We start from the raw sequence: 23608 nt of genomic DNA on the forward strand, positions 1-23608 counted from the left end.
GTTGATGTCGAGATTCTTTGGCACGACAGAACGTGGCGCTCGGTGCCACGGCATTCACTCCAGGTGCACCAAGTCCGCCTCCGTGTCGATGTCGTACGGCTCGGCCACATCCGAACAGTCCACCAGCGTGATCGCATCCCGGTGCGCCGCCAGGTAGTCCCGCGCACCCCGGTCCCCGACCGCACCCGCCGCGATCCCCGCCCAGCGGTCCGCGCCGAACAGCACCGGATGGCCGCGACGACCGTCGTACGAGGCCGCCGCAAGCGCCTCGCGCGAGCCGTACGCGGCGCGCACCCGGGCCACCGCCCGCGCGCCGATCCCCGGCTGGTCCACGAGCGACACCAGAGCGGCGTCCACCGGCACGGCGGCGGCCCGCAGCGAGGCGAGACCGGCCCGCAGCGACGAACCCATCCCCGCCGCCCAGTCCGGGTTGTCCACCAGCACACAGCCCGGCAGCTCGGCCTCCGCCCGGACCCGCTCCGCCGACGCGCCGAGCACCACGTGCACCACCTCGCAGCCGCCCTCGCGCAACTGCCGCACCGCGAACTCCACCAGCGGCCGGCCCCGGTGCGACAGCAGCGCCTTCGGCCGCCCGCCGAGCCGCCGGCCACCGCCCGCGGCCAGCAGCAGACCGGCCACCAGGGGTTCCTGAGTCTCATGAGTCATGAGCACTGCATACCTCATCGAGGCCATGACACGGATGCCTGAACTTTGCGTCCGGCCGCTGGCGCGCCGGGCGCGCGGAGGTGTTGACTGACCCGCGGCCCGGCGCCCGACCGCTGCCGGGCGAAAGACCGAAGGGCGCCCGACCGGGGGGACGGACCATGTTGCGAAGCGTGGGGCAGAGGCGAGTGACCGGCGAGGGCGTGGACCCCAGGGTGGCCGAACTGCGGGCCGCCGTGTCCCGGCTGCGCCGCGAGCTGGCCGGCCACCGCGCCGACTTCCCCGACCGCGCCATCGCCGACGACGAACTCGCCGCCCTCGACGCGATGGCCGTCAGCGGCGCCCCCGACATCCGCCGCCTGCGCCGCGCCCTGCTCCTGATCGCGGGCGCCACCGGCTCGGTCAGCGCCCTCGCCCCGGCCCTCGCCCAGGTCCGCCACGCCGTCGAACTCTTCGGCCCGCCCCGGTCCGAGCCGCCGACGGACGCCGGCTGAGCGGACCCCGCCAGACCGCCCGGTCCGCGTCGGACGAGTCGCGGATGAGGGGCGGATCAGCGCCGGATCAGCCGGCGCGCCGTCGCCGCCGCCACCGCCGCCGTGCGCGAGTCGACGCCCAGCTTGGCGAAGATGTGCACCAGATGGGACTTCACCGTCGCCTGGCTGAGGAACAGCGCCTTGCTGATCTGCTGGTTGGACAGGCCCTCGCCGACCAGCTGGAGGACCTCCAGCTCACGGCGGGTCAGCGCCTCCGCCGGGGTCCGCATCCGGTCCATCAGCCGGTGCGCGACCGCCGGGGCCAGCGCCGACTGACCCGCCGCCGCCGTACGGACCGCCGCCGCCAGCTCCTCCGGCGGCGCGTCCTTCAGGAGATAGCCGGAGGCACCCGCCTCGACCGCCGCCAGGATGTCCGCGTCGGAGTCGTACGTGGTGAGCACCAGGACCCGGGGCGCGCCCGGCACGGCGGTGATCGCCGCCGCGGCCTCCGAGCCGTGCATCCCGGCACCGAACTGGAGGTCCATCAGGACCACGTCCACACCCCCTTCGGCGGCCCGCTCCACCGCGCGCTCGGCGGTGGCCGCCTCGGCGACCACCTCGAAGTCCGGCTCCGTGTCGAGGACGGCGCGCAGGCCGGCCCGTACCACCGGGTGGTCGTCGGCGAGGAGGAGACGGATCGGCATGGCGGGGGCTCCCTGGGAGTGGCGGGGACGGGCGGTACGGGAACGGCGGGGCGGGGCGGGGGATCGGTGGACCGGACCGACCGGACCGACCGGACCGACCGGACCGGCGGGGATCAGGGGCCGGGGCCGCCTGCGCCCGGCGAAGGCGTCGGCGCCGTCGGCAGCGGGAGCGACACCGCCACCGCCGCGCCCTGCCCCGGCGCCGACTCCACCGTGAACGAACCGCCGAGCGACTCCGCCCGCGAACGCATCGCGGGCAGCCCGAAACCGCCCTCCGCCGACGAAGGCCGCACCGCGCCCGGCTCGAAGCCCTTCCCGTCGTCCACGACGTCCAGGGTCACCGAGCCACCCATGAACGACAGCGTGATCTCGGCCCGCTCCGCCCCCGCGTGCCGCACCGTGTTCGCGAGCGCCGACTGCGCGATCCGCAGCAGCGCCACCTCGTACGGCGTCGGCAGCTCCACCGGAGTCCCGCTCACCGAGAACCGCACCCGCGGCCCCGTCGGCCCCGCCGTCCCGCACAGCCGCTCAAGGGCGCCCGCCAGCGAACCGTGCTCCAGGTCCGGCGGCGTCAGCGCCCGCACGAACCGGCGCGCCTCGGCCAGGTTGTCCTGCGCCGCCCGCCGGGCCTCCTCGATGTGCCCGGCGGCGGGCGACCCGTCCGGCAGCGCCCGCTCCGCCGCCCGCAACAGCAGCTGGATCGACGACAGGCCCTGCGCCAGGGTGTCGTGGATCTCCCGGGCCAGCCGCTCCCGCTCCGCCAGCGTCCCCGCGTGCCGCTCGGCGGCCGCCAGCTCCGCACGGGTCGCGATCAGCTCGTCGATCAGCAGCTTGCGCCGCTCGCTCTCCCGGTACAGCGCCTGATAGCCGAGCACCGTCGCCACCGCGACCGCGGCGCCGAGCAGCGGCCCGATGAACACCCCCGGATTGAGCGCGGCGCCGTGCCCCACGTACGACAGGATCGCCGCGCCCGCCGTGAGCGCCACGGCCGGCAGCGACCAGCGCACCGGCAGCAGATGCAACTGGAGGAAGTACAGCGGGAACGCGATCCACAGGCCCTCCGGTGTCACCCAGAGCAGCACCAGCCAGCTCAGGCACAGCGCGCCGAGCCAGAGGGCCGCCCCGCGCCGGGACGAGCGGACCGAGGGCAGCAGCGAACCGGCCGCGTACACGCCGCCGCAGGCCACGGCGGCGACGACGCCAGCGACGGAATGCGCGCGCAGCGCGGCGAGCGCGAGCAGGCCCGCCATCAGCAGATGGACGCAGAGCCGCAGCGCGCGAAGGGCGGGGGTGAGGGAACGGGGATCCATGACCCGTCCAGGGTAGGCGGGCCCACCGGCCGCACCGGACAATCCGGACTCCATCGAAAGTTTGAATACCAGGCCATCCGTGGCGCGATGCCGAGGGGCCGCCTCGCCCCGCAGGCTTGGCCCCATGTTCGTGGCATGGAGAGACCTGAGATTCGCCAAGGGGCGATTCACCCTGATGGGCACCGTGATCGTGCTGATCACCCTGCTCGTCGGACTGCTTTCGGGACTGACCGCCGGGCTCGCCCGCGAGAACATCTCGGCGATCACCGGCCTGCCGGCCGACCGGCTCGCCTTCGCGGCGCCGCCCGCCGGTCAGTCGGTGTCCTTCACCAACTCGACGGTCACCGAGAAGCAGTGGACCGACTGGGCGAAGCGCCCCGGCGTGACCGGCGCCGAGCCGCTGGGCATCCGCACCCTCAACGCCACCGCGGGCGACCGCACCGCAGCCCTCTCCGCCTTCGGTACGGAGCCGGGCGCGGGCCTCGCCCCTGAGACCGCGCCCGCCGGGCCCGGCAGCAGCGGCACCGGCCGGCTCGGGCCCGGCCAGGTCATCCTCTCCGAGTCCGCCGCGAAGGAACTCGACGCCGCCACCGGCGACCGGGTCCGGCTCGGCACCCTGGACGCCACCGTCTCCGCGGTCGCCGGGGACGCCTCGTACAGCCACACGCCCGTCGTGTGGACCTCGCTCGACGACTGGCAGAAGCTCGGGCACAACGGCACCACCACCGAGGAACAGGCCACCGTCATCGCGCTCAGCGGCTCCGGCGCCGACTGGGCGGCCGGGGACAAGGCCCTCGGCACCGAGGCCAGGACCGTCGACGGAGCCCTCACCGCCATAGGGTCCTACCAGGCCGAGAACGGCTCGCTGCAGATGATGCGCGGCTTCCTCTTCGCCATCTCCGCCCTGGTCATAGGCGCCTTCTTCACCGTCTGGACCATCCAGCGCAGCGCCGACGTGGCCGTGCTCAAGGCGCTCGGCGCCTCCACCCCGTACCTCCTCAAGGAGGCCCTCGGGCAGGCCGTCGTCATGCTCACCGCGGGCACCCTGCTCGGCACCGGCATCGCCGTCGGGATCGGCGCCCTGATCAGCGGCGGCGACGTGCCCTTCGTGCTCCAGCCGCTCACCGTGCTCGGCCCGGCCGCCGTGATCATCGTGCTCGGGGTGCTCGGCGCCGCCCTGTCCATCCGGCGGATCACCGCCGTCGACCCCCTGACCGCCCTCGGGAGCGCCCGATGAGCCTGCTGCTCGAAGACGTCACACTGACCTACCCCGACGGCGAGGGACGGCTCACCGCCCTCGACGCGGTCTCCCTCGACGTACCCGCCGGAACCCTCACCGCCGTCGTCGGACCGTCCGGCTCCGGCAAGTCCAGCCTGCTCGCGGTCGCCGCGACCCTGGTCACCCCCGACAGCGGCCGGGTCGTCGTCGCGGGCCTGGACACCGGCACCCTCGACCGGGCGGGCAAGGCCCGGCTGCGCCGCGAGCACATCGGCCTGGTGTTCCAGCAGCCCAACCTGCTGCCCTCGCTCACCGCGCTCGAACAGCTCCAGGTGATGGCCCAGCTGTCCGGCGGGGCGAGCCGCGCCGCCCGCGACCGGGCCGCCGCCCTGCTCGACTCCGTCGGCCTCGCCGCCCAGGCGCACCGCCGTCCCCACCAGCTCTCCGGTGGCCAGCGCCAGCGCGTCAACATCGCCAGGGCCCTGATGAACGAGCCGTCCGTGCTCCTCGTCGACGAGCCCACCAGCGCCCTCGACCACGAGCGCGGCGCGGCCGTCATGGAACTCATCGCCGGACTCACCCGCGACCGCGGCACGGCGACCGTCCTGGTCACCCACGACCGCACCCACCTGGGGCGGGCCGACCGGACGGTGACGGTACGGGACGGCCGGATCGGCGCGCACGCGCCCGTCTGAGCCCCTCGTACGGACGTCGTACGGAAAGGGCGCCCGGAACCGGTGACGGCTGCGGGCGCCCTTTCCGTATGGGCATTTCTCGTACGGGCGGGGGCACGGGCCCCCGAGGGCTTCAGGCCCCCGGCGTCATGCCTGGCCGCCGTTGCCCGCCGTGTTCGCGAGCGCCGCCGACAGCTCCTCGGCGACCTGGTGCAGGATCGGCACGATCTTCTCGGTGGCCGCCTCGGTGACCCGGCCCGCCGGGCCGGAGATCGAGATGGCCGCCGCGGTGGGGGAGTTGGGCACCGGCACCGCGAGGCAGCGGACCCCTATCTCCTGCTCGTTGTCGTCGACCGCGTAGCCCGTCTCGCGCACCACCGTCAGCGCGTCGAGGAAGCCGTCGGGCGTGGTGATGGTCTTCTCGGTGGCGGCGGGCATGCCGGTACGGGCGAGCAGCGCCCGCACCTCGTCGGCGGGGGTGTGCGCGAGCAGCGCCTTGCCGACACCGGTGGAGTGCGGCAGCACCCGGCGGCCGACCTCGGTGAACATGCGCATCGAGTGCTTGGACGGCACCTGGGCGACGTACACGATCTCGTCGCCGTCGAGCAGCGCCATGTTCGCGGTCTCGCCGGTCTCCTCGACGAGCCGGGCCAGATACGGCCGGGCCCAGGTGCCGAGCAGCCGGGACGCGGACTCGCCGAGCCGGATCAGGCGCGGGCCGAGCGCGTACCGCCGGTTGGGCTGCTGGCGGACATAGCCGCAGGCCACGAGGGTGCGCATCAGGCGGTGGATGGTGGGCAGCGGCAGGCCGCTGCTGGCGGAGAGCTCACTCAGCCCGACCTCGCCGCCCGCGTCGGCCATCCGCTCCAGGAGGTCGAAGGCACGCTCGAGGGACTGGACGCCACCGCTCGCGGCGGCGGGCTTGGCGGCGTCGGTGGTGCTGGCGCTGGACGTCGGCACGTCAACGGTCCTTTCGGGGCAGGCGGGCAAGGCAGCAGACTACCGGGCCGCCGGGCCGGGCACACGGCCGAGGGCCCGGCGTTCTGGCCGGTCAGGGGGGTGTTTGTCCGTTGTCGGCGGCCGCCCCTGCCGGTCGTGGTCCGCCCCGCATGTGCGGAGCTACGTTCTACTGTACGAAATTCACATTCCACTTCATGGAAACATCCAAGCGGCCCTGTGGCGCGCCGCCCTCCGGCGTCCATGCTGGGAGGGTGCGGGACGGCGCCAGGGTCCGGTCCGTGAAACATGCCCTTGACGACATGTCGTCGCGGACGCAGACTCCTTCAACAGTTCGTTGAAATTCTGCTTCGTGGAAGCCTCGTGCGACCGGAGCCAGGGAGAAGGGGTACGGGTGGACGTCAATCTGGTCCTGCGTTCGACGCGAGTGATCACGCCCGAGGGCACCCGCGCCGCGTCGGTGGCCGTGTCCGACGGCACGATCGTGGCGGTACTGCCGTACGACGCCGAGGTACCGGCCACGGCCCGGCTCGAAGACGTCGGCGACGACGTCGTCATGCCCGGCCTCGTCGACACCCACGTCCACGTCAACGACCCCGGCCGCACCGAATGGGAAGGCTTCTGGACCGCCACCCGCGCCGCGGCCGCCGGCGGCATCACCACCCTCCTCGACATGCCGCTCAACTCCCTGCCGCCCACCACCACCGTCGACCACCTGCGCGTCAAGCAGGACGTCGCCCGCCCCAAGGCCCACGTCGACACCGGCTTCTGGGGCGGCGCCCTCCCCGACAACGTCAAGGACCTGCGCCCCCTGCACGACGCCGGAGTCTTCGGCTTCAAGTGCTTCCTGTCGCCGTCCGGCGTCGACGAATTCCCCCAGCTCGACCAGGACCAGCTCGCCGCCTCCCTCGCCGAGATCGCCGACTTCGACGGCCTCATGATCGTCCACGCCGAGGACCCCCACGAGCTCGACGCCGCCCCCCAGACCCCCGGCGCCAAATACGCCGACTTCCTCGCCTCCCGGCCCCGCGTCGCCGAGAACACCGCCATCGAGAACCTCATCGACCAGGCCCGACGGCTCTCCGCCCGCGTCCACGTGCTCCACCTCTCCTCCTCCGACGCCCTGCCGCTCATCGCCGCCGCCAAGGCCGAAGGCATCCGCATCACCGTCGAGTCCTGCCCCCACTTCCTCACCCTCACCGCCGAGGAAGTCCCCGACGGCGCCACCGAATTCAAATGCTGCCCGCCCATCCGCGAAGCGGCCAACCAGGACCTCCTCTGGCAGGGCCTCGCCGACGGCGTCATCGACGCGATCGTCTCCGACCACTCGCCGTCCACCGCCGACCTCAAGACCGGCGACTTCGCCTCCGCCTGGGGCGGCATCTCCTCCCTCCAGCTCGGCCTCCCCGCCATCTGGACCGAAGCCCGCCGCCGCGGCCACGACCTCACCGACATCGTCCGCTGGATGTCCGAAGGCCCCGCCCGCCTCGCCGGACTCACCACCAAGGGCGCCATCGAACCCGGCCGCGACGCCGACTTCGCCGTCCTCGACCCCGACGCCACCTTCACCGTCGACCCCGCCGAACTCCAGCACCGCAACCGCGTCACCGCCTACGCGGGCAAAACCCTCCACGGCGTCGTCACCTCCACCTGGCTGCGCGGCGAACGCATCCACCACCGCGGCACCCTCACCCCGCCCACCGGCCGCCTCCTCGAAAGGAACAACTGACGTGTCCGCCATACCCAGCTTCACCGGAGACGCGAGCCCCTACGGCGGCGGCGACCCCTACGCCGACTACCGCACCGCGGACTTCCCCTTCACCCAGTACGCCGACCTCGCCGACCGCCGCCTCGGCGCGGGCGTCATCGCCGCCAACGACGAGTTCTTCGCCGAGCGCGAGAACCTCCTCAAGCCCGAAGCCGCCGAATTCGACCCCGAGCACTTCGGCCACAAGGGCAAGATCATGGACGGCTGGGAGACCCGCCGCCGCCGCGGCATCTCCGCCGCCCAGCCCCACCCCACCGACGACGACCACGACTGGGCCCTCGTCCGCCTCGGCGCCCCCGGAGTCATCCGCGGCATCATCGTCGACACCGCCCACTTCCGCGGCAACTACCCGCAGGCCGTGTCCGTCGAAGCCACCTCCGTCAACGGCTCGCCCTCCCCCGAGGACCTCCTCGCCGACGACGTCAAATGGACCACCCTCGTCCCGCGCACCGCCGTCGGCGGCCACGCCGCCAACGGCTTCGCCGTCGACATCGAACAGCGCTTCACCCACCTCCGCGTCAACCAGCACCCCGACGGCGGCATCGCCCGCCTCCGCGTCCACGGCGAAGTCGCCCCCGACCCGCGCTGGCTCGCCGTCCTCGGCACCTTCGACCTCGCCGCACTCGAGAACGGCGGCCAGGTCGAAGACGCCTCCGACCGCTTCTACTCCCCGGCCACCAACACCATCCAGCCCGGCCGCTCCCGCAAAATGGACGACGGCTGGGAAACCCGCCGCCGCCGCGACAAGGGCAACGACTGGATCCGCTACAGCCTCGCCGCCGAAGCCGAGATCCGCGCCGTCGAAATCGACACCGCCTACCTCAAGGGCAACAGCGCCGGCTGGGCCGCCCTCTCCGTAGCCGCCGAAGACAGCGACAACTGGACCGAGATCCTCCCCAGGACCCGCCTCCAGCCCGACACCAACCACCGCTTCGTCCTCGACACCCCCGTCACCGGCGCCCGCGTCCGCATCGACATCTACCCCGACGGCGGCATCTCCCGCCTCCGCCTCTACGGCTCCCTCACCGAAACGGGCACGGCGCGCCTCACCGCCCGCCACCAGGAACTGGGCGGGTAAACGACACCCCGCCCACCCCAGAGGGCGCACCGCCCGACAGCACCGGTGCGCCCTCTTTTTTGGGGCTCGCTCGTTCCTCGCGGCGAAAGACGGCGCACCAGGCACCATGAGGTCGGTCAGGCCGCGTGGCCGCCGTCCACCGAGAACTCGGCGCCCGTCACATACGCTGCCCCCGGCCCCGCCAGGTACGCGATCATCGCCGCCACCTCCGACGGCGCACCGAACCGGCCAAGCGCCGTCAACGCCCGCTGGCCCGCCGCGAACGGGCCGTCCGCCGGGTTCAGATCCGTGTCGATCGGACCCGGGTGGACCACGTTCGCCGTGATGCCCCGCTCGCCCAACTCCCGCGCCAGCGCCCGGTTCAGACCCATCAGGGCCGCCTTGCTCATCGCGTACAGCGTCCCGCCGGGACCCGGCACGCGCTGCGTCATGCAGGTGCCGACCGTGATGATCCGGCCGCCCTCCGGCATCCGCGCCGCGGCCGCCTGCGCCGCCAGGAACACCGCGCGGACGTTCACCGCGAGCACCCGGTCCACATCGGCGAGCGTCAACGCCTCCAGCGGGCCGAGCACACCGACGCCCGCGTTGTTGACCAGCACGTCGAGCCGCCCCATCGCGTCCGCCGCCCACTCCACCGCACCCGCCGCGTCCCCGGCGTCCGCCGCGTCCGCGCGCAGCGGCCACGCCTTGCCGCCCGCCGCCGCGACCCGCGCCGCGACCTCACGGGCCCGCTCCTCCTCCCGTACATACGTGAAAGCGACGTCCGCACCCTCCTCGGCCAGCCGGACCACGGTCGCCGCGCCGATACCCCGGCTGCCGCCGGTGACCAGAACCGCCTTGCCGCTCATCGTGGACATCTCGATCTCCCTCGCTCATCCGTTCACCACACTTGTGGTTGCGTGTTCAATAAAAGTCGGGCGGAAGGGGGATCGCTGGCGGGAATCGGACGGCGAGGTGATCACCGGGCGAGCGCCAGGGAAGGGGAGCGGCGGGGACCGATGAGTTCCGCCGCGCGGCGCGGTCTGCAGAGGTGAGACACGATGGTCACAACAGAGAAGGGAAACCGTCATGGCCACCCTGAGCCTCACCCAGTTCCTCTCCCTCGACGGCGTCCACCAGGGGCCCGGCGGCCCGGACGAGGACCGCAGGGACGGCTTCGACCTCGGCGGTTGGGTCTTCCCGTACTTCGACGAAGGCTTCGACACGTTCATGGACGAGGTCTTCCGGCGGCCCACCGCGTTCCTGCTCGGACGGCACACGTACGAGATCTTCGCCGGGTACTGGCCGAAGCAGACCGACCCGGACAACCTCATCGCGCGCCAGCTCAACGCGCTGCCCAAGTACGTCGTCTCCACCACCCTGACCGACGCGGACTGGCCCACCACCACCGTGCTCGGCGACGCCGTCGCGGACGTGACCGCGCTCAAGGAGCGGCTCGACGGCGAGATCCAGCTGCACGGCAGCGCCCTGCTGGCCCGCACGCTGCTCGACCACGACCTGATCGACACCCTCAACCTGATCACCGTGCCGGTGGTGCTCGGCAAGGGCTACCGCTTCTTCGCGGAGGGCGCGACGCCGACCGCCTTCTCGCTCAGCCACTCCCGCCCCACCCGGTCGGGCGTGACGATCCAGACGTACGAGCGGGTGGGCCGCCCGAAGTTCGGCACCTTCGACTGACCGACCGCCCGGGCCGACCGCATGGCGGAAGGGTGTAGCCACCACCGGCCACGACCGTTACGGTGATCACCTTCCCCCGTGTGCGAGCCGTCGACGTCTCCACCCACCCCCGAAACCGGATGAGCTGGAGCCGTGATGTCGTCGTCGCTCGCCGCCCCCATGCCCCTCGGCGCCCCGCGCCGCGCCTGGCTCACCGATCTGCCCGTGCTGCTCGTCGCGGTGGTCTGGGGAGCCAGCTACCTCGCCGCCAAGGGCATCACCACCGCCCACACCGTGCTCGCCGTCCTGGTGCTGCGCTTCGCCGTCGTCCTGCCCGTGCTCGTCGCGGCAGGATGGCGCCGACTGCGCGCGCTCGACGCGGCGCAGTGGCGCGGGGCCGGGACGCTCGGCCTGATCCTCGCCGGGATCTTCGTCCTGGAGACGTACGGGGTGGTGCACACGTCCGCCACCAACGCGGGCCTCATCATCAGCCTCACCATGATCTTCACGCCGCTCGCCGAGGCGGCCCTCACCCGCACCCGGCCGCCCCGCGCCTTCCTGGCCGCCGCCGCGCTCTCCGTCGGCGGCGTCGTGCTGCTCACCCAGGGCGGCGGCTTCACCACACCGTCCGCGGGCGACCTGCTGATGCTGCTCGCCGCCCTCGCCCGTACGGTGCACGTCCTCGCCATGTCCCGGATCAAGGCCGTCCAGGGCGCCGACGCGCTGTCCCTCACCACCGTCCAACTCGGCTCCGCCGTCGCCGTGTTCGCGGTCCTCGTCGCCCTGCCCGGCACCGGCGCCTCCCCTTGGGCGGTCGCCCGGGACTTCGGTCCCGTCGAGTGGGCCGGGCTGCTGTTCCTCGCCGTGTTCTGCACGCTCTTCGCGTTCTTCGTGCAGATGTGGGCCGTCCGCCGCACCTCCCCGTCCCGGGTCAGCCTGCTGCTCGGCACCGAACCCCTGTGGGCCGCCGCCGCGGGCATCGCCCTGGCCGGCGACCGGCTCGGCGTCCTCGGCCTCGCGGGCGCCGCCCTCGTCCTCGCCGGTACGGCGTGGGGGCGGCGCGCCGTCGAGACGACGTAAGGCGGAACGGAGCGGGGCGAGAGCCGGACCCCCGTCCCTTCTCTCGCCCCGCCCGCCCCGCCGTACGCCCCCGGGCGCCTCAGTCCCTCACTTCTTCACCCGGTCCGACATCACCATCACCGCGAAGCCCAGCGCCGCGATCACGATGTTCGCGAACAAGGCGTGCTCCTTCAGGAACCAGACGTTGTCCGTCAGGAAATGCGTCACCCCCATCAGCCGGAACCAGCCGTCGGTGAGCTCGCGGACGATGCCGCACACCCCGAAGACCGTCAGCAGGAACCCCGTGACCTCCATGAACCTCTTCATGGCACGAGCATGATCCACCGGCCCCCGCAGCGCGTCGGCCACCGGTATCGCACCCCGGGACACCCCGTACGACGGAAGTCTCGTCCCCCGCGACTTTGGTATCGGGCCGCCCTCCGCCTGCCGCGCGACCGCCCGCCGCCTGCGTACATTTCCCGTATGACACGTACGGCACGCCCGGAGTGGCACACCTGGCTGCTCCCCTCCCACCTGGTCGAGGCCGCCGGAGCCGGCCGGCCGGCCCGGGCCGAGCGGCCGCCGCGCCGTACCGTGCGGGACTGGATCGTCGACACCACCCTGTTCCTGCTCGCCGCGTTCGTCGGACTGCTCGCCGCCGAGGCCAGCTCCCAGTACAACAGCGAGATCGTCTCCTTCGCCGACCAGATCGCGGGCGGACTCGCCTGCTGCGCCCTCTGGCTGCGCCGCCGCTGGCCCGTCGGGCTCGCCGTCACCCTCGCCGTGGTCAACCTGGTCGCCCCCACCGCGGGCGGCGCCCTGCTCGGCGCCCTGTTCAGCGTGGCCGTCCGCCGCCCGTTCCGCGAGATCGCCTGGATCGGGCTGCTCGCCGTCGCCTCCTCCGTCGCCCAGGCGTTCCTGCGCCCCGACCCCACCACCGCCCCCGTCCTCAACATCGGCATCGGCACCGTCCTCATCCTCCTGGTCACCGCCTGGGGCATGCTCGTCCGCTCCCGCCGCCAGCTCGTCGAGGCGCTCCGCGACCGGGCCGTGCGCGCCGAGGCCGAGGCCGAGCTGCGCGCCCAGCAGGCCCAGCAGCTGGCCCGCGAGGCCATCGCCCGCGAGATGCACGACGTGCTCGCCCACCGGCTCACCCTGCTCAGCGTGCACGCGGGCGCCCTGGAGTTCCGGCCCGACGCCCCGCCCGAGCAGATCGCCCGCGCCGCCGGGGTCATCCGCGACTCCTCGCACGAGGCGCTGCAGGACCTGCGCCAGATCATCGGCGTGCTGCGCTCCCCCGACGAGGGCGCCGAGGACCGCCCCCAGCCCACCCTCGCCACCCTCGACAGCCTCATCGACGAGGTCCGCGAGGCGGGCATGAAGGTCGTCCTCGACTCCACCGTCACCGACCCGGACACCGTGCCCGTCGCCACCGGCCGTACCGTCTACCGGATCGCCCAGGAAGCCCTCACCAACGCCCGCAAGCACGCCCCCGGCGCCGAGGTCACCGTCACCGTGCGCGGCCGGCGCGGCGACGGCCTCACCGTCGACGTCCACAACCCGGCCCCCGCCGGACCCGTCCCGCCCGTGCCCGGCTCGGGCCAGGGCCTCATCGGACTCACCGAACGCGCCACCCTCGCCGGGGGCCGGATGACGCACGGCGCCGACCCCGACGGCGGCTTCGCGCTCCACGCCTGGCTACCGTGGCCCGCATGACCACCATCCGGCTGCTCCTCGTCGACGACGACCCCCTGGTCCGCGCGGGCCTCGCCCTGATGCTCGGCGGCGCCGACGACATCGAGATCGTCGGCGAGGGCGCCGACGGCGACCAGGTCCCCGAACTCGTCGACCGGCTCGCCCCCGACGTCGTCCTGATGGACATCCGGATGCCCGGGACCGACGGCCTCACCGCCACCGAGCGGCTGCGCGCCCGCCCCGGCGCGCCCGAGGTCGTCGTGCTCACCACCTTCCACGCCGACGAACAGGTGCTGCGGGCGCTGCGCGCCGGGGCCGCCGGGTTCGTGCTCAAGGACACCCCGCCCGCCGAGATCGTCGCCGCCGTGCGCCGGGTCGCCGCGGGCGACCCGGTGCTCTCGCCCGCCGTCACCCGCCAGCTGATGAGCCACGTCTCCACCACGGCGGGCCCCACCGGCAGCCCGCAGGAACCGAACCGGCGCACCCGGGCCGCCGCCCGCCTGGCGCTGCTCGCCGACCGCGAACGCGAGGTCGCCGTCGCCGTCGGCGAGGGCCGCTCCAACGCCGAGATCGCCGCCGCCCTCTACATGAGCGTCCCCACCGTCAAGACCCATGTCTCCCGCATCCTGGCCAAGCTCGACCTCAACAACCGGGTGCAGATCGCCCTCCTGGTGCACGACGCGGACCTCCTCGACGGCCCGGACGGCCGGTAGGAGAGCCCCTGGGGCCGACACGCGGCCGGCCGTGGGGTCGGCTGCGCTGCCGGTCCGGCGGCCTGTCGCCGTTCGGCCGCCCGTTCTAGCCTGGAGCGATGTCGGTCATCGATCTGAGCGCCTACGGCGCGGACTTCACCGCGAACCCGTACCCGTACTACGCCGCCCTGCGAGCCTCCGGCCCCGTCCACGAGATACTCACCCCCGAGGGCGTGCCCGCCTGGCTGATCGTCGGTCACGAGGAGGCCCGCGCCGCCCTCGTCGACCCGCGGCTCGTCAAGGACGTCACCGCCGTCACCGGCTTCGTGCCGCTGGAGTTCGAGGTCATCGGGCGCAACCTGCTCGGGGTCGACCCGCCCGACCACACCCGGCTGCGCAAGCTGGTCGCGGGCGAGTTCACCGTACGCCGGGTGGAGGCGCTGCGGCCCCGCGTCCAGGAGCTCACGGACGAACTGCTCGACGCGATGGCCGCCGGGAAGGCGGGGGAGCCCGGGAATTCCGGGCAGTCCGGGGAGCCAGGCCGGACGGCGGGGGCGGGGCGGGCCGATCTCGTCGACGCGTTCGCCTTCCCGCTGCCCATCACCGTCATCTGTGAACTCCTCGGCGTCCCCACCGCCGACCGCGACACCTTCCGCGCCTGGTCGAACGAGGCCGTCGCGCCGACCGGCGCGCTCAGCGAACGGGAGGTCTTCGACGGCTTCGGCGGCTACCTCGACGCGCTCATCGAGGACAAGCGGGCCGCCGGACCCCAGGACGACCTGCTGTCCGCGCTCATCGCCACCCGCGCCGAGGACGGCGACCGCCTCGCCCTGTCCGAACTGCGCGCCCTCGCCTTCCTGTTGCTCGTCGCGGGCCACGAGACCACGGTCAACCTGATCGCCACCACCGTCCGGCTGCTGCTCGGCCACCCCGAACAACTGGCCGCGCTGCGCGCGGACTTCGGCCTGCTCGACCAGGTCATCGAGGAGAGCCTGCGGTACGACGGACCGGTCGAGACGGCCACCTACCGGTTCGCCGCCGAGGACGTCGACCTGGCCGGTACGGCCGTCCCGGCGGGCTCCGTGGTCCTCGTCGGCCTGGCCGCCGCCGGACACGACCCGGCCCGCTTCGCGGACCCCGAACGCTTCGACACCCGGCGCGACCCGCGCGGCCACCTCGCCTTCGGCCACGGCATCCACTACTGCCTGGGCGCCCCGCTGGCCCGCCTGGAGGCCAAGGTGGCGATCCGTTCCCTGCTGGAACGTTTCCCCCGGCTTGCCCTCGACCCTGCGACGGAGCCGTACACCTGGCTCCCCGGCATCCTCATCCGCGGCACCCGCGAGCTCCCCGTCGTCTGGTGAGACGGGGGTCCCGAGCTCCCGGGGGGGCAGGACAGCGGGGGCGGGCCGCTCTCAGGCCCCCGGGATCTCCGCGAGGCGCACCGGGCGCCGCTCGCGCCGCGAGCGTTCGCACGCCTCGGCGACCCGCAGCGCGGCCAGCGCCTCCACGCCGTCGCACGGGTTCGGGCCCTCGCCGCGCACCAGCCGTACGAACGCGTCCAGCTCCGCCTCGTACGCCGGGGCGAACCGCTCGAGGAAACCCGACCAGGGCTTGCCGGGCGGCGGCGGGCCCATCGGTTCCAGGGACTCCAGCGGCGTGCGCTCGTCCAGGCCGACCGCGAGCTGCGCCAGCTCACCGGCCAGCTCCATCCGCACGTCGTACCCGGCGCCGTTGCAGCGGGTCGCGGTCGCCGTCACCAGGGTGCCGTCGTCCAGGGTGAGCAGCGCCGCCGCCGTGTCCACGTCGTCCGCCTCGCGGAACATCGCGGGCCCCGCGTCCGACCCCGTCGCGTACACCTCGACGACCTCGCGCCCGGTCACCCAGCGCACCATGTCGAGGTCGTGCACCATGCAGTCGCGGAACAGGCCGCCGGACAGCGGCAGATACGCGGCGGGCGGCGGCGCCGGGTCCGAGCTCGCCGTCCGTACGGTGTGCAGGCGGCCGAGCCGGCCGTCCAGGGCGGCCTCCCGGGCGGCCAGGTACCCGGCGTCGAAGCGGCGCATGAAGCCGAGCTGGAGCTCGGTACCGGCCGCCGCCACCGCCGCGAGGGCGCGCAGCGTGCCCGGCACGTCGAGCGCGATCGGCTTCTCGCAGAACGCCGGGAGCCCGGCCGCCGCCGCCCGCTCGATCAGCTCGGCGTGCGCGGCGGTCGCCGACGCGATCACCACCGCGTCGAGCGCGTGGCGGGTGAACAGGTCCGGCACGCTGGGCGCCGCCTCCGCGCCCAGCGCCCCGGCCGTCCGGGCCGCCCGCTCGCCGTCGGCGTCCGCCAGGACCAGCTCCGCCACCGCCGGGTGCCGCGCGAGCACCCCCGCGTGGAATCCGCCGATCCGTCCCGTCCCGACCAGTCCGATCCGCATGGCCCCACCGTCGTGCGCGGCGGAGGCCGTGTCAAGGAATTGTCCGGACATCAGGACCTGATCCCGGTCGGACGCCTTCCGGTCTCCCGCCCCCGGGACTACCCTCCCGTGGGTGTCCGAGCCCTCCGCCCACCCCGAGCTGACCGTGGACCGGTCGAGTCCCGTGCCGCTCTGGTACCAGCTGGCCCGCCGCCTGGAGGCGGCCGTCGCGGGCGGCGCGCTGCCGCCGGGCACCCTGCTCGGCAACGAGATCGAGCTCGCAGGACGCCTCGGCGTGTCCCGGCCGACCGTCCGGCAGGCCATCCAGTCGCTCGTCGACCAGGGCCTCCTGGTCCGCCGCCGGGGCGTGGGCACCCAGGTGGTGCACAGCCGGGTCCGCCGCCCGCTGGAGCTGAGCAGCCTGTACGACGACCTCGACGCGGCCGGACAGCGCCCGGCGACCCGGGTTCTCGCCGACCGCACCGAACCGGCGGACCCGGCCGTCGCCGCCGCCCTCGGACTGCCCGAGGGGACCCTCGTACGCCGTCTGGAGCGGCTGCGGTCCGCGCACGGCGAGCCGCTCGCTTATCTGCGCAACCACCTTCCGCTCGGCCTGCTCACCCCCGACCCGGAGACCGACCCGGAGACCGGCCCCGAGACCGGTTCCGGGCGGGCCGCCGGGGACGACGGCGCCGACCACCGGCTCGCGGCCACCGGCCTCTACCGGCTGCTCCGTGCCGCCGGGACCGTCCTGCACAGCGCCCGGCAGACCGTCGGCGCCCGGGCCGCCGAGCCCGCCGAGGCGGCCCTGCTCGACGAGCCGGACGGCGCCCCGCTGCTCACCATGGAGCGGGTCACCTTCGACGCCACCGGCCGCCCGGTGGAGTACGGCGCGCACCTCTACCGGGCGTCCCGTTACTCCTTCGAGTTCCAGTTGCTGGGCCGCGGGTAGGCCCCGCTGGAGATCGGCACGACCCCCATGACCGATACTGCAATGCACGCAGAAGGACACAAAGGAGGGCACGGCCTCGTGACCAGGGTTCCTACAGGGGTACGCGCGGCCGTCGGCGCCGTGCTCGCGGTGGCGCTGACCGCCGCGCTCGCGGGATGCAGCAGCACCGGCGGCAAGCGCGCGGAGGACGCCCGCAAGGCGGCCGCCGCCCAGGGCCGGGCGGCCGTCGACACCCCGCGCTGGACCTTCGCCATGGTCACCCACTCGGGCGATGGTGACACGTTCTGGGACATCGTCCAGAACGGCGCCAAGCAGGCCGCGGTCAAGGACAACATCAATTTCCTGTACGCGCACAGCGACGAGGCGCAGCAGCAGGCCCAGCTGATCGACTCGTACGTGGCGAAGAAGGTCGACGGCATCATCGTCACCCTCGCCAAGCCCGACGCGATGAAGGCGTCCGTGGAGAAGGCCGTGAAGGCCGGTATCCCGGTGATCACGGTGAACTCGGGCGCCGACCTGTCCAAGGCGTTCGGCGCGCTCACCCACATCGGCCAGGACGAGACGGTGGCCGGTGAGGCCGTCGGCGACGAGCTGGACAAGCGCGGCCGCAAGAAGGCCGTCTGCGTCCTGCACGAGCAGGGCAACGTGGGCCACGAGCAGCGCTGCGCCGGAGCGAAGAAGACCTTCGGCGGCGACCTGCAGAACCTGTACGTCGACGGCACCAACATGCCCGACGTCCAGGCGTCGATCCTCGCCAAGCTCCAGTCCGACCCGTCCATCGACGCCGTCGTGACCCTCGGCGCGCCGTTCGCGGACGCCGCCGTGCAGGCCAAGAAGTCCGCGGGCAGCAAGGCCGAGATCGACACCTTCGACCTCAACGCCAAGGTCGCCACCGCCCTGCAGGCGGGCACCCTCGGCTTCGCCGTCGACCAGCAGCCCTACCTCCAGGGCTACGAGGCGGTCGACCTGCTCTGGCTCTACCGCTACAACGCGGACGTCCTCGGCGGCGGCAAGCCGGTCCTCACCGGCCCGCAGATCATCACCAAGGACCAGGCGGGCGCGCTGCTGCAGTACACGGAGCGGGGTACCCGATGACCACCGGACCCGGATCCGTGTCGCCGCCATCGGACGGCCTCGACCACGTCGACGAGCGGCTCCTGCGCACCTCGCCGCTGAAGAAGCTGCTGGCCCGCCCCGAGCTGGGCTCGGTGGTCGGCGCGGTCGCCGTCTTCGTGTTCTTCTCGGTGGTCGCCGACAGCTTCCTGCGCGCCTCCAGCCTCGGCACCGTGCTGTACGCGGCCTCCACCATCGGCATCATGGCCGTGCCGGTCGCGCTGCTCATGATCGGCGGCGAGTTCGACCTCTCGGCGGGCGTCCTCGTCACCAGCTCGGCGCTGGTGTCGTCGATGGTCAGCTACCAGCTGACCGCCAACGTGTGGGTCGGCGTCGGCGTCTCGCTGCTCGTCACCCTCGCCATCGGCGCGTTCAACGGCTTCATGCTGACCCGCACCAAACTCCCGAGCTTCATCATCACGCTCGGCACCTTCCTGATGCTGACCGGACTGAACCTCGGCTTCACCAAGCTGATCAGCGGCACCGTGTCCACCAAGTCGATCGCCGACATGGAGGGCTTCCCGTCCGCCCGCAAGCTCTTCGCGTCCAGCTGGACCGTCGGCGGCGTCGAGCTCAAGGTCACCATCCTGTGGTGGCTGGCGCTCGTCGCCGTCGCCACCTGGGTCCTGCTGCGCACCCGCTTCGGCAACTGGATCTTCGCGGTCGGCGGCGGCGCCGACGCGGCCCGCGCGGTCGGCGTCCCGGTCTTCAAGACCAAGATCGGCCTCTATCTGGGCGTGGCCTTCTGCGCCTGGATCTCCGGCCAGCACCTGCTGTTCTCGTTCGACGTGGTGCAGTCCGGCGAGGGCGTCGGCAACGAGCTGATCTACATCATCGCGGCCGTCATCGGCGGCTGTCTGATCACCGGCGGATACGGCTCCGCCATCGGTTCCGCGGTCGGCGCCTTCATCTTCGGCATGACCGGCAAGGGCATCGTGTACGCGGAGTGGAACCCGGACTGGTTCAAGTTCTTCCTGGGCGCCATGCTGCTGCTCGCGACCCTCCTGAACGCCTGGATCCGCAAGCGCGTGGAGGCGACCAAGTGACCCACGAGGCGATCACCGTGACCGACGCGGAGCGGCCCGCCGTGCCGCTCGTCGAGCTGGACGACGTCAGCAAGTACTACGGCAACATCCGCGCCCTCGAAGGGGTGTCCCTGGAGGTCAACGCGGGGGAGATCTCCTGCGTGCTCGGCGACAACGGCGCCGGCAAGTCGACCCTCATCAAGATCGTCGCCGGGCTGCACCGGCACGACGCGGGCACCTTCCGGATCGAGGGCGAGGAGGTCACCCTCGCCAACCCGCGCGACGCCCTCGACCGGGGCATCGCCACCGTCTACCAGGACCTCGCCGTGGTCCCGCTGATGCCGGTCTGGCGGAACTTCTTCCTCGGCTCCGAGCCCACCCGCGGCAAGGGCCCGTTCAAGCGCCTCGACGTCGAGCTGATGCGCGAGACCACCCGTACGGCGCTGCTGCGCATGGGCATCGACCTGCGCGACGTCGACCAGCCGATCGGCACCCTGTCCGGCGGCGAACGGCAGTGCGTCGCCATCGCCCGCGCCGTCCACTTCGGCGCCAAGGTCCTCGTCCTGGACGAGCCGACCGCCGCGCTCGGCGTCAAGCAGTCCGGGGTGGTCCTGAAGTACGTGGCGGCCGCCCGTGACCAGGGCCTCGGCGTGGTCCTCATCACGCACAACCCGCACCACGCGTATCTGGTCGGTGACCGCTTCGTGCTCCTCAAGCGCGGTGTGATGGCCGGCAGCCACACCAAGGACTCCGTCACCCTCGACGAACTGACCCGTCAGATGGCGGGCGGCAGCGAGCTGGAGGACCTGCGGCACGAGCTGGAGCGCCCCACCGGGCCGTGAGTCCGGGGGACCACCCGGCCCGGCGGGCGGCGGCCGGATCCGGCCGCCGCCCGCCGTTCCATGACGCGCCCCTCACACCCCACCTGGCAGAATCGAGCCGATGAGTACCTACCGTGACCTGACGCACCGCGGCGCCGCCCGCGGCACGGTCCTGCGGACCGTCGGCACCCGCGAACGGCGCTCGCACCTGACCGCGCCCCGGGTGCCGACCGTCGGCATCGACATCGGCGGTACGAAGGTGATGGCCGGGGTCGTCGACGCGGACGGCAACATCCTGGAGAAGCTCCGCACCGAGACCCCCGACAAGTCCAAGAGCCCCAAGGTCGTCGAGGACACCATCGTCGAGCTGGTCCTCGACCTCTCCGACCGGCACGACGTGCACGCCGTCGGCATCGGCGCCGCCGGCTGGGTCGACGCCGACCGCGCCACCGTGCTCTTCGCCCCCCACCTGGCCTGGCGCAACGAACCGCTGCGCGACGCCCTCCAGGACCGGCTCGCCGTCCCCGTCATGGTCGACAACGACGCCAACACCGCCGCCTGGGCCGAATGGCGCTTCGGCGCCGGACGCGGCGAGGACCACCTCGTCATGATCACCCTCGGCACCGGCATCGGCGGCGCCATCCTGGAGGACGGCAAGGTCAAGCGCGGCAAGTACGGGGTCGCCGGCGAGTTCGGCCATATGCAGGTGGTGCCCGGCGGGCACCGCTGCCCCTGCGGCAACCGCGGCTGCTGGGAGCAGTACAGCTCCGGCAACGCCCTGGTCCGCGAGGCCCGCGAGCTGGCCGCCGCCGACTCCCCGGTCGCCCACGAGATGATCGAACGGGTCAAGGGCCACGTCCCCGACATCACCGGCCCCCTCATCACCGAGCTGGCCCGCGAGGGCGACGCCATGTGCGTCGAGCTCCTCCAGGACATCGGCCAGTGGCTCGGCGTCGGCCTCGCCAACCTCGCCGCCGCCCTCGACCCGTCCTGCTTCGTCATCGGCGGCGGCGTCTCGGCCGCCGACGACCTGCTCATCGGACCCGCCAGGGACGCCTTCCGCCGCCACCTCACCGGCCGCGGCTACCGCCCCGAGGCCCGCATCGCCCGCGCCCAGCTCGGCCCCGAGGCGGGCATGGTCGGCGCCGCCGACCTCGCCCGGCTGGTCGCCCGCCGCTTCCGCCGCGCCAATCGCCGCCGGGTCGAGCGCTACGAACGCTACGGCCGCTACGCCCAGGTGCTGCGCGCCGCGACCACCGACCGCGCCACCGGCACGGACCGGGCCACCGGCACCGACCGCACCGCGCCCGAGGACCCCCGTTCATGACCGTGCCCCACCCGACCGTGCCACCCGAACAGTCCGGCCCGCCCGAGCGCACCCCGCCCCGCGAAGGGCGGCTGCCCGAGGACCGCGGCCGGATGCTGCGCCGCCGCGTCCTCACCCTGCTCACCATCGTGCTGCTGATCGGCGTGCCCGCCGGCTATCTGCTGATCTCCGCCGGGCAGAGCCGGGACAGCGGCCGCGACAAGGAACGCGAGTCGTCCGTCGTCGGCCTCCAGGACAACTGGCCGTCGCAGATGAAGCGCCGGGTGTACGAGATCCCGATCCCGTCCCGCGCCTGGCACGTGGCGTACTACGAGACCAGCAACTGGAAGACCAGCCGCCTCTACGTCGAGTTCACGACCACCGCGGGCGCCCTGGACACCTTCCTGGAGGAGAGCGGCACCAGCCGCGCCGCCCTCCAGCCCGGCACGGTCACCGTGAGCGACCGCGACGCCGAGATCGTCGGCTGGCGGTTCACCCCGGACGCCGCCTGGTCGGGCGTCACCGTCACCCGCGAGGAGCCGCGCCCGACCAGCGACATCACGATCGACCTGGCCGACCCGGCGTTCCCGCGCGTGTACGTGGTGTCCGCGACGACCCCGTGAGGCCCGCGAGCTGAGTACGGCGACTCATGCCCCGCCGCCCCGGCGCGCCCCACCATGGCGGAAACACCATCGCCGCCGGGGGAGCCGCCGCCATGCTGAGCCGTATCGCCGCCCGCCTGATTCCGGCCGTGGGACGCCTCGGCGTCAGCGCGGACCGGGCCGCGGCCTTCGCGCCCGGCACCGTCGTGGTCGCCAACCACACCTCGCTCGCCGACCCCGTGGTGGTGCTCGCCGCGCTGCGCCGCCTCGGCGTGGAACCGGTCATCGCCGCCACCGCCGGGCTCTGGCGGGTCCCCTGGCTGGGCCGGATGCTCACCCGCGAGGGCCACATCCCGGTGCACCGGGGCAGCGCCCGGGCCGCCGACGCCCTCGACCTCGCGGCAGCGGCACTGGCCGACGGCCGGGTGGTGCTGCTGTACGCCGAGGGCGGCCTGCCCCGCCGCAGGGACGTCGCCGAGGCCCCGCCCGAGCCCTTCCGCACCGGCCTGTCCCGGCTGGTGACCCGCACCGGCGCCCCGCTGGTCCCGGTCGGCCAGGCCGGCTCCCGCCGCCTGGCCTCCGGCAGCACGGCCAAACAACTCGCGGGCCTGGCCACCGCCCCCCTCCGCCGCCCCGGCCTGCACGTCCACATCGGCCCCCCGCTCCACCTCACCGGCCCGACCGCCACCCGCACGGCGCAGGCCCACGGGGCGGTGACGGCGGCGTGGCGGGAGGCGGTGAGCAGGCTGGGCGGGAGCTGACGCGGATCGGGCGGTGTTTGCGTTCGGCGCAGACTCGGGGGAGAGTCGCGCGGACACGGGAACACGGGAACGCGAGGACAGGGCGGCGGCGGGGATGTGCGGGACGGACGCGGCGGCCAAGGAGGCCGCGGTCGTACGGTTCCTCCACGAGCACCCGGAGCCGGCGCGGGCCGCGAGCGACCACCCCGCCCTGCGGGGCAGCCCGGACGCCGACTGGCCGCGCGCCCCGGGACACCCGGCGATCCCGGCCCTGCTCCACGCCCTCCTGGACGCGACGGCCGCCCCCGCCGCCCTGCCGGTCCTGGAGAACCTCCTGATGGACGGCACCTTCCGGCTGAGCCCCGCGATGCCGAAGGCCCTCCCCTTCCTGCTCGGCCTGGCGTCCGTCCCCGACCTCCCGGTCCGGCGGGACCTGATCGGCCTCCTGATCGTGGCCGCGGAACTGTCCGCACCGGTGGACCCCGCCGACGAAGCCCGGTCGCTGCTCCTTGGGATCGACGCCGACCACCCGGAACGCGCGGCGTGCAGGACGGTCTTCCGGGCGCACGCCCGGGCGGTGCGGGCGCTGCTGACGGACGAGACGATTCCGGATGGCCTGCTGGGCGCGGACGACCGGGCGTGCCTGCTCGCGGTGGCGGGCCCGCGGGGGCATTTTTCCTGACGAGCTCCGAGGTACGTGAG

At 73.6% G+C, this 23608-nt stretch carries 25 protein-coding genes; 18 read left to right on the plus strand and 7 right to left on the minus strand.

The annotated features are described in order from the left end of the window. Positions 1–54: 54 nt before the first annotated feature. Complete coding sequence (locus tag ACIPXM_RS09090; protein ID WP_401653535.1) at positions 55–666, minus strand: NTP transferase domain-containing protein; 612 nt, start codon at positions 664–666, stop codon at positions 55–57. 158 nt (positions 667–824) lie between these two features. On the opposite strand from ACIPXM_RS09090, the gene ACIPXM_RS09095 reads away from it, so the two are divergent. Continuing rightward, positions 825–1157, plus strand: a complete 333-nt coding sequence (locus ACIPXM_RS09095; protein ID WP_401653538.1) for a DUF5955 family protein — start codon at positions 825–827, stop codon at positions 1155–1157. 56 nt (positions 1158–1213) lie between these two features. Here ACIPXM_RS09095 and ACIPXM_RS09100 read toward each other — a convergent pair whose 3' ends face one another. Together ACIPXM_RS09100 and ACIPXM_RS09105 are read right to left on the minus strand one after the other, a co-directional pair. Beyond that, positions 1214–1840, minus strand: a complete 627-nt coding sequence (locus ACIPXM_RS09100) for a response regulator (RefSeq protein ID WP_401653540.1) — start codon at positions 1838–1840, stop codon at positions 1214–1216. A 113-nt stretch (positions 1841–1953) separates the two neighbouring features. Continuing rightward, positions 1954–3150, minus strand: coding sequence for a sensor histidine kinase (locus ACIPXM_RS09105; RefSeq protein ID WP_401653542.1), 1197 nt, complete (start codon positions 3148–3150; stop codon positions 1954–1956). Positions 3151–3274: 124 nt separating this feature from the next. Between ACIPXM_RS09105 and ACIPXM_RS09110 the strand changes: the two genes are divergently transcribed. Both ACIPXM_RS09110 and ACIPXM_RS09115 read left to right on the plus strand, forming a co-directional pair. Further along, entirely contained in the window at positions 3275–4387 is a 1113-nt protein-coding gene (locus ACIPXM_RS09110) for an ABC transporter permease (protein ID WP_401653544.1), read from the plus strand. Beyond that, positions 4384–5064 (plus strand): ABC transporter ATP-binding protein, encoded by a 681-nt coding sequence (locus ACIPXM_RS09115; protein ID WP_401653546.1) that lies wholly within the window; start codon positions 4384–4386, stop codon positions 5062–5064. Before ACIPXM_RS09110 ends, ACIPXM_RS09115 begins: the two co-directional genes overlap by 4 nt. A 126-nt stretch (positions 5065–5190) precedes the next feature. On the opposite strand, the gene ACIPXM_RS09120 is transcribed toward ACIPXM_RS09115, so the two are convergent. Next, positions 5191–6003, minus strand: coding sequence for an IclR family transcriptional regulator (locus tag ACIPXM_RS09120; protein ID WP_401653548.1), 813 nt, complete (start codon positions 6001–6003; stop codon positions 5191–5193). Between the two features lie 391 nt (positions 6004–6394). Here ACIPXM_RS09120 and allB point away from each other — a divergent pair, with 391 nt between their 5' ends. Together allB and alc are read left to right on the plus strand one after the other, a co-directional pair. Continuing rightward, on the plus strand, positions 6395–7729 hold the full coding sequence (gene allB / locus ACIPXM_RS09125; protein WP_401653551.1) for an allantoinase AllB: 1335 nt from the start codon (positions 6395–6397) through the stop codon (positions 7727–7729). A 1-nt stretch (position 7730) separates the two neighbouring features. After that, positions 7731–8846: an allantoicase gene (gene alc / locus ACIPXM_RS09130; RefSeq protein ID WP_401653553.1), complete on the plus strand. Its 1116-nt coding sequence runs from the start codon at positions 7731–7733 to the stop codon at positions 8844–8846. 116 nt (positions 8847–8962) lie between these two features. Here alc and ACIPXM_RS09135 read toward each other — a convergent pair whose 3' ends face one another. Further along, positions 8963–9703, minus strand: a complete 741-nt coding sequence (locus ACIPXM_RS09135; RefSeq protein WP_401653555.1) for an SDR family oxidoreductase — start codon at positions 9701–9703, stop codon at positions 8963–8965. A gap of 211 nt (positions 9704–9914) precedes the next feature. Here ACIPXM_RS09135 and ACIPXM_RS09140 point away from each other — a divergent pair, with 211 nt between their 5' ends. Both ACIPXM_RS09140 and ACIPXM_RS09145 read left to right on the plus strand, forming a co-directional pair. Continuing rightward, the gene (locus ACIPXM_RS09140; protein WP_401653557.1) at positions 9915–10523 is read left to right on the plus strand and encodes a dihydrofolate reductase family protein; all 609 of its coding nucleotides are present in this window, start codon (positions 9915–9917) and stop codon (positions 10521–10523) included. 135 nt (positions 10524–10658) lie between these two features. Next, positions 10659–11582, plus strand: a complete 924-nt coding sequence (locus ACIPXM_RS09145) for a DMT family transporter (RefSeq protein ID WP_401653559.1) — start codon at positions 10659–10661, stop codon at positions 11580–11582. Between the two features lie 87 nt (positions 11583–11669). Here ACIPXM_RS09145 and ACIPXM_RS09150 read toward each other — a convergent pair whose 3' ends face one another. Then, positions 11670–11888: a hypothetical protein gene (locus tag ACIPXM_RS09150; protein WP_401653561.1), complete on the minus strand. Its 219-nt coding sequence runs from the start codon at positions 11886–11888 to the stop codon at positions 11670–11672. A gap of 156 nt (positions 11889–12044) precedes the next feature. Here ACIPXM_RS09150 and ACIPXM_RS09155 point away from each other — a divergent pair, with 156 nt between their 5' ends. The 3 genes from ACIPXM_RS09155 to ACIPXM_RS09165 all read left to right on the plus strand — a co-directional run bounded on the left by ACIPXM_RS09155 (position 12045) and on the right by ACIPXM_RS09165 (position 15309). Further along, the gene (locus tag ACIPXM_RS09155; RefSeq protein ID WP_401653563.1) at positions 12045–13277 is read left to right on the plus strand and encodes a sensor histidine kinase; all 1233 of its coding nucleotides are present in this window, start codon (positions 12045–12047) and stop codon (positions 13275–13277) included. Further along, the gene (locus tag ACIPXM_RS09160) at positions 13274–13969 is read left to right on the plus strand and encodes a response regulator (RefSeq protein ID WP_401653565.1); all 696 of its coding nucleotides are present in this window, start codon (positions 13274–13276) and stop codon (positions 13967–13969) included. Before ACIPXM_RS09155 ends, ACIPXM_RS09160 begins: the two co-directional genes overlap by 4 nt. A 98-nt stretch (positions 13970–14067) precedes the next feature. After that, a complete protein-coding gene (locus ACIPXM_RS09165) occupies positions 14068–15309 on the plus strand; it encodes a cytochrome P450 (protein WP_401653567.1) in 1242 nt (413 codons plus the stop codon). Between the two features lie 51 nt (positions 15310–15360). On the opposite strand, the gene ACIPXM_RS09170 is transcribed toward ACIPXM_RS09165, so the two are convergent. Beyond that, positions 15361–16368 carry a Gfo/Idh/MocA family oxidoreductase gene (locus ACIPXM_RS09170; RefSeq protein WP_401653569.1) on the minus strand — a complete coding sequence of 336 codons (1008 nt, stop codon included), beginning with the start codon at positions 16366–16368 and terminating at the stop codon, positions 15361–15363. A 112-nt stretch (positions 16369–16480) separates the two neighbouring features. Between ACIPXM_RS09170 and ACIPXM_RS09175 the strand changes: the two genes are divergently transcribed. The 8 genes from ACIPXM_RS09175 to ACIPXM_RS09210 all read left to right on the plus strand — a co-directional run bounded on the left by ACIPXM_RS09175 (position 16481) and on the right by ACIPXM_RS09210 (position 23588). Continuing rightward, positions 16481–17299: a GntR family transcriptional regulator gene (locus ACIPXM_RS09175; RefSeq protein ID WP_401653572.1), complete on the plus strand. Its 819-nt coding sequence runs from the start codon at positions 16481–16483 to the stop codon at positions 17297–17299. A gap of 78 nt (positions 17300–17377) precedes the next feature. After that, on the plus strand, positions 17378–18394 hold the full coding sequence (locus ACIPXM_RS09180) for a sugar ABC transporter substrate-binding protein (RefSeq protein WP_401653574.1): 1017 nt from the start codon (positions 17378–17380) through the stop codon (positions 18392–18394). Next, the gene (locus ACIPXM_RS09185) at positions 18391–19458 is read left to right on the plus strand and encodes an ABC transporter permease (protein WP_401653576.1); all 1068 of its coding nucleotides are present in this window, start codon (positions 18391–18393) and stop codon (positions 19456–19458) included. Before ACIPXM_RS09180 ends, ACIPXM_RS09185 begins: the two co-directional genes overlap by 4 nt. Positions 19459–19469: 11 nt before the next feature. Next, positions 19470–20279, plus strand: coding sequence for an ATP-binding cassette domain-containing protein (locus ACIPXM_RS09190; RefSeq protein WP_401653708.1), 810 nt, complete (start codon positions 19470–19472; stop codon positions 20277–20279). A gap of 100 nt (positions 20280–20379) precedes the next feature. After that, entirely contained in the window at positions 20380–21585 is a 1206-nt protein-coding gene (locus tag ACIPXM_RS09195) for an ROK family glucokinase (RefSeq protein ID WP_401653578.1), read from the plus strand. Next, positions 21582–22187 carry a hypothetical protein gene (locus ACIPXM_RS09200; RefSeq protein WP_401653580.1) on the plus strand — a complete coding sequence of 202 codons (606 nt, stop codon included), beginning with the start codon at positions 21582–21584 and terminating at the stop codon, positions 22185–22187. Before ACIPXM_RS09195 ends, ACIPXM_RS09200 begins: the two co-directional genes overlap by 4 nt. Positions 22188–22279: 92 nt before the next feature. After that, positions 22280–22927, plus strand: a complete 648-nt coding sequence (locus ACIPXM_RS09205; RefSeq protein ID WP_401653582.1) for a lysophospholipid acyltransferase family protein — start codon at positions 22280–22282, stop codon at positions 22925–22927. A 94-nt stretch (positions 22928–23021) separates the two neighbouring features. Beyond that, the gene (locus tag ACIPXM_RS09210) at positions 23022–23588 is read left to right on the plus strand and encodes a hypothetical protein (protein WP_401653584.1); all 567 of its coding nucleotides are present in this window, start codon (positions 23022–23024) and stop codon (positions 23586–23588) included. Positions 23589–23608 lie beyond the last annotated feature (20 nt).

It is taken from the genome of Streptomyces sp. NPDC090025, from assembly GCF_044748125.1.
GTDB lineage: Bacteria > Actinomycetota > Actinomycetes > Streptomycetales > Streptomycetaceae > Streptomyces.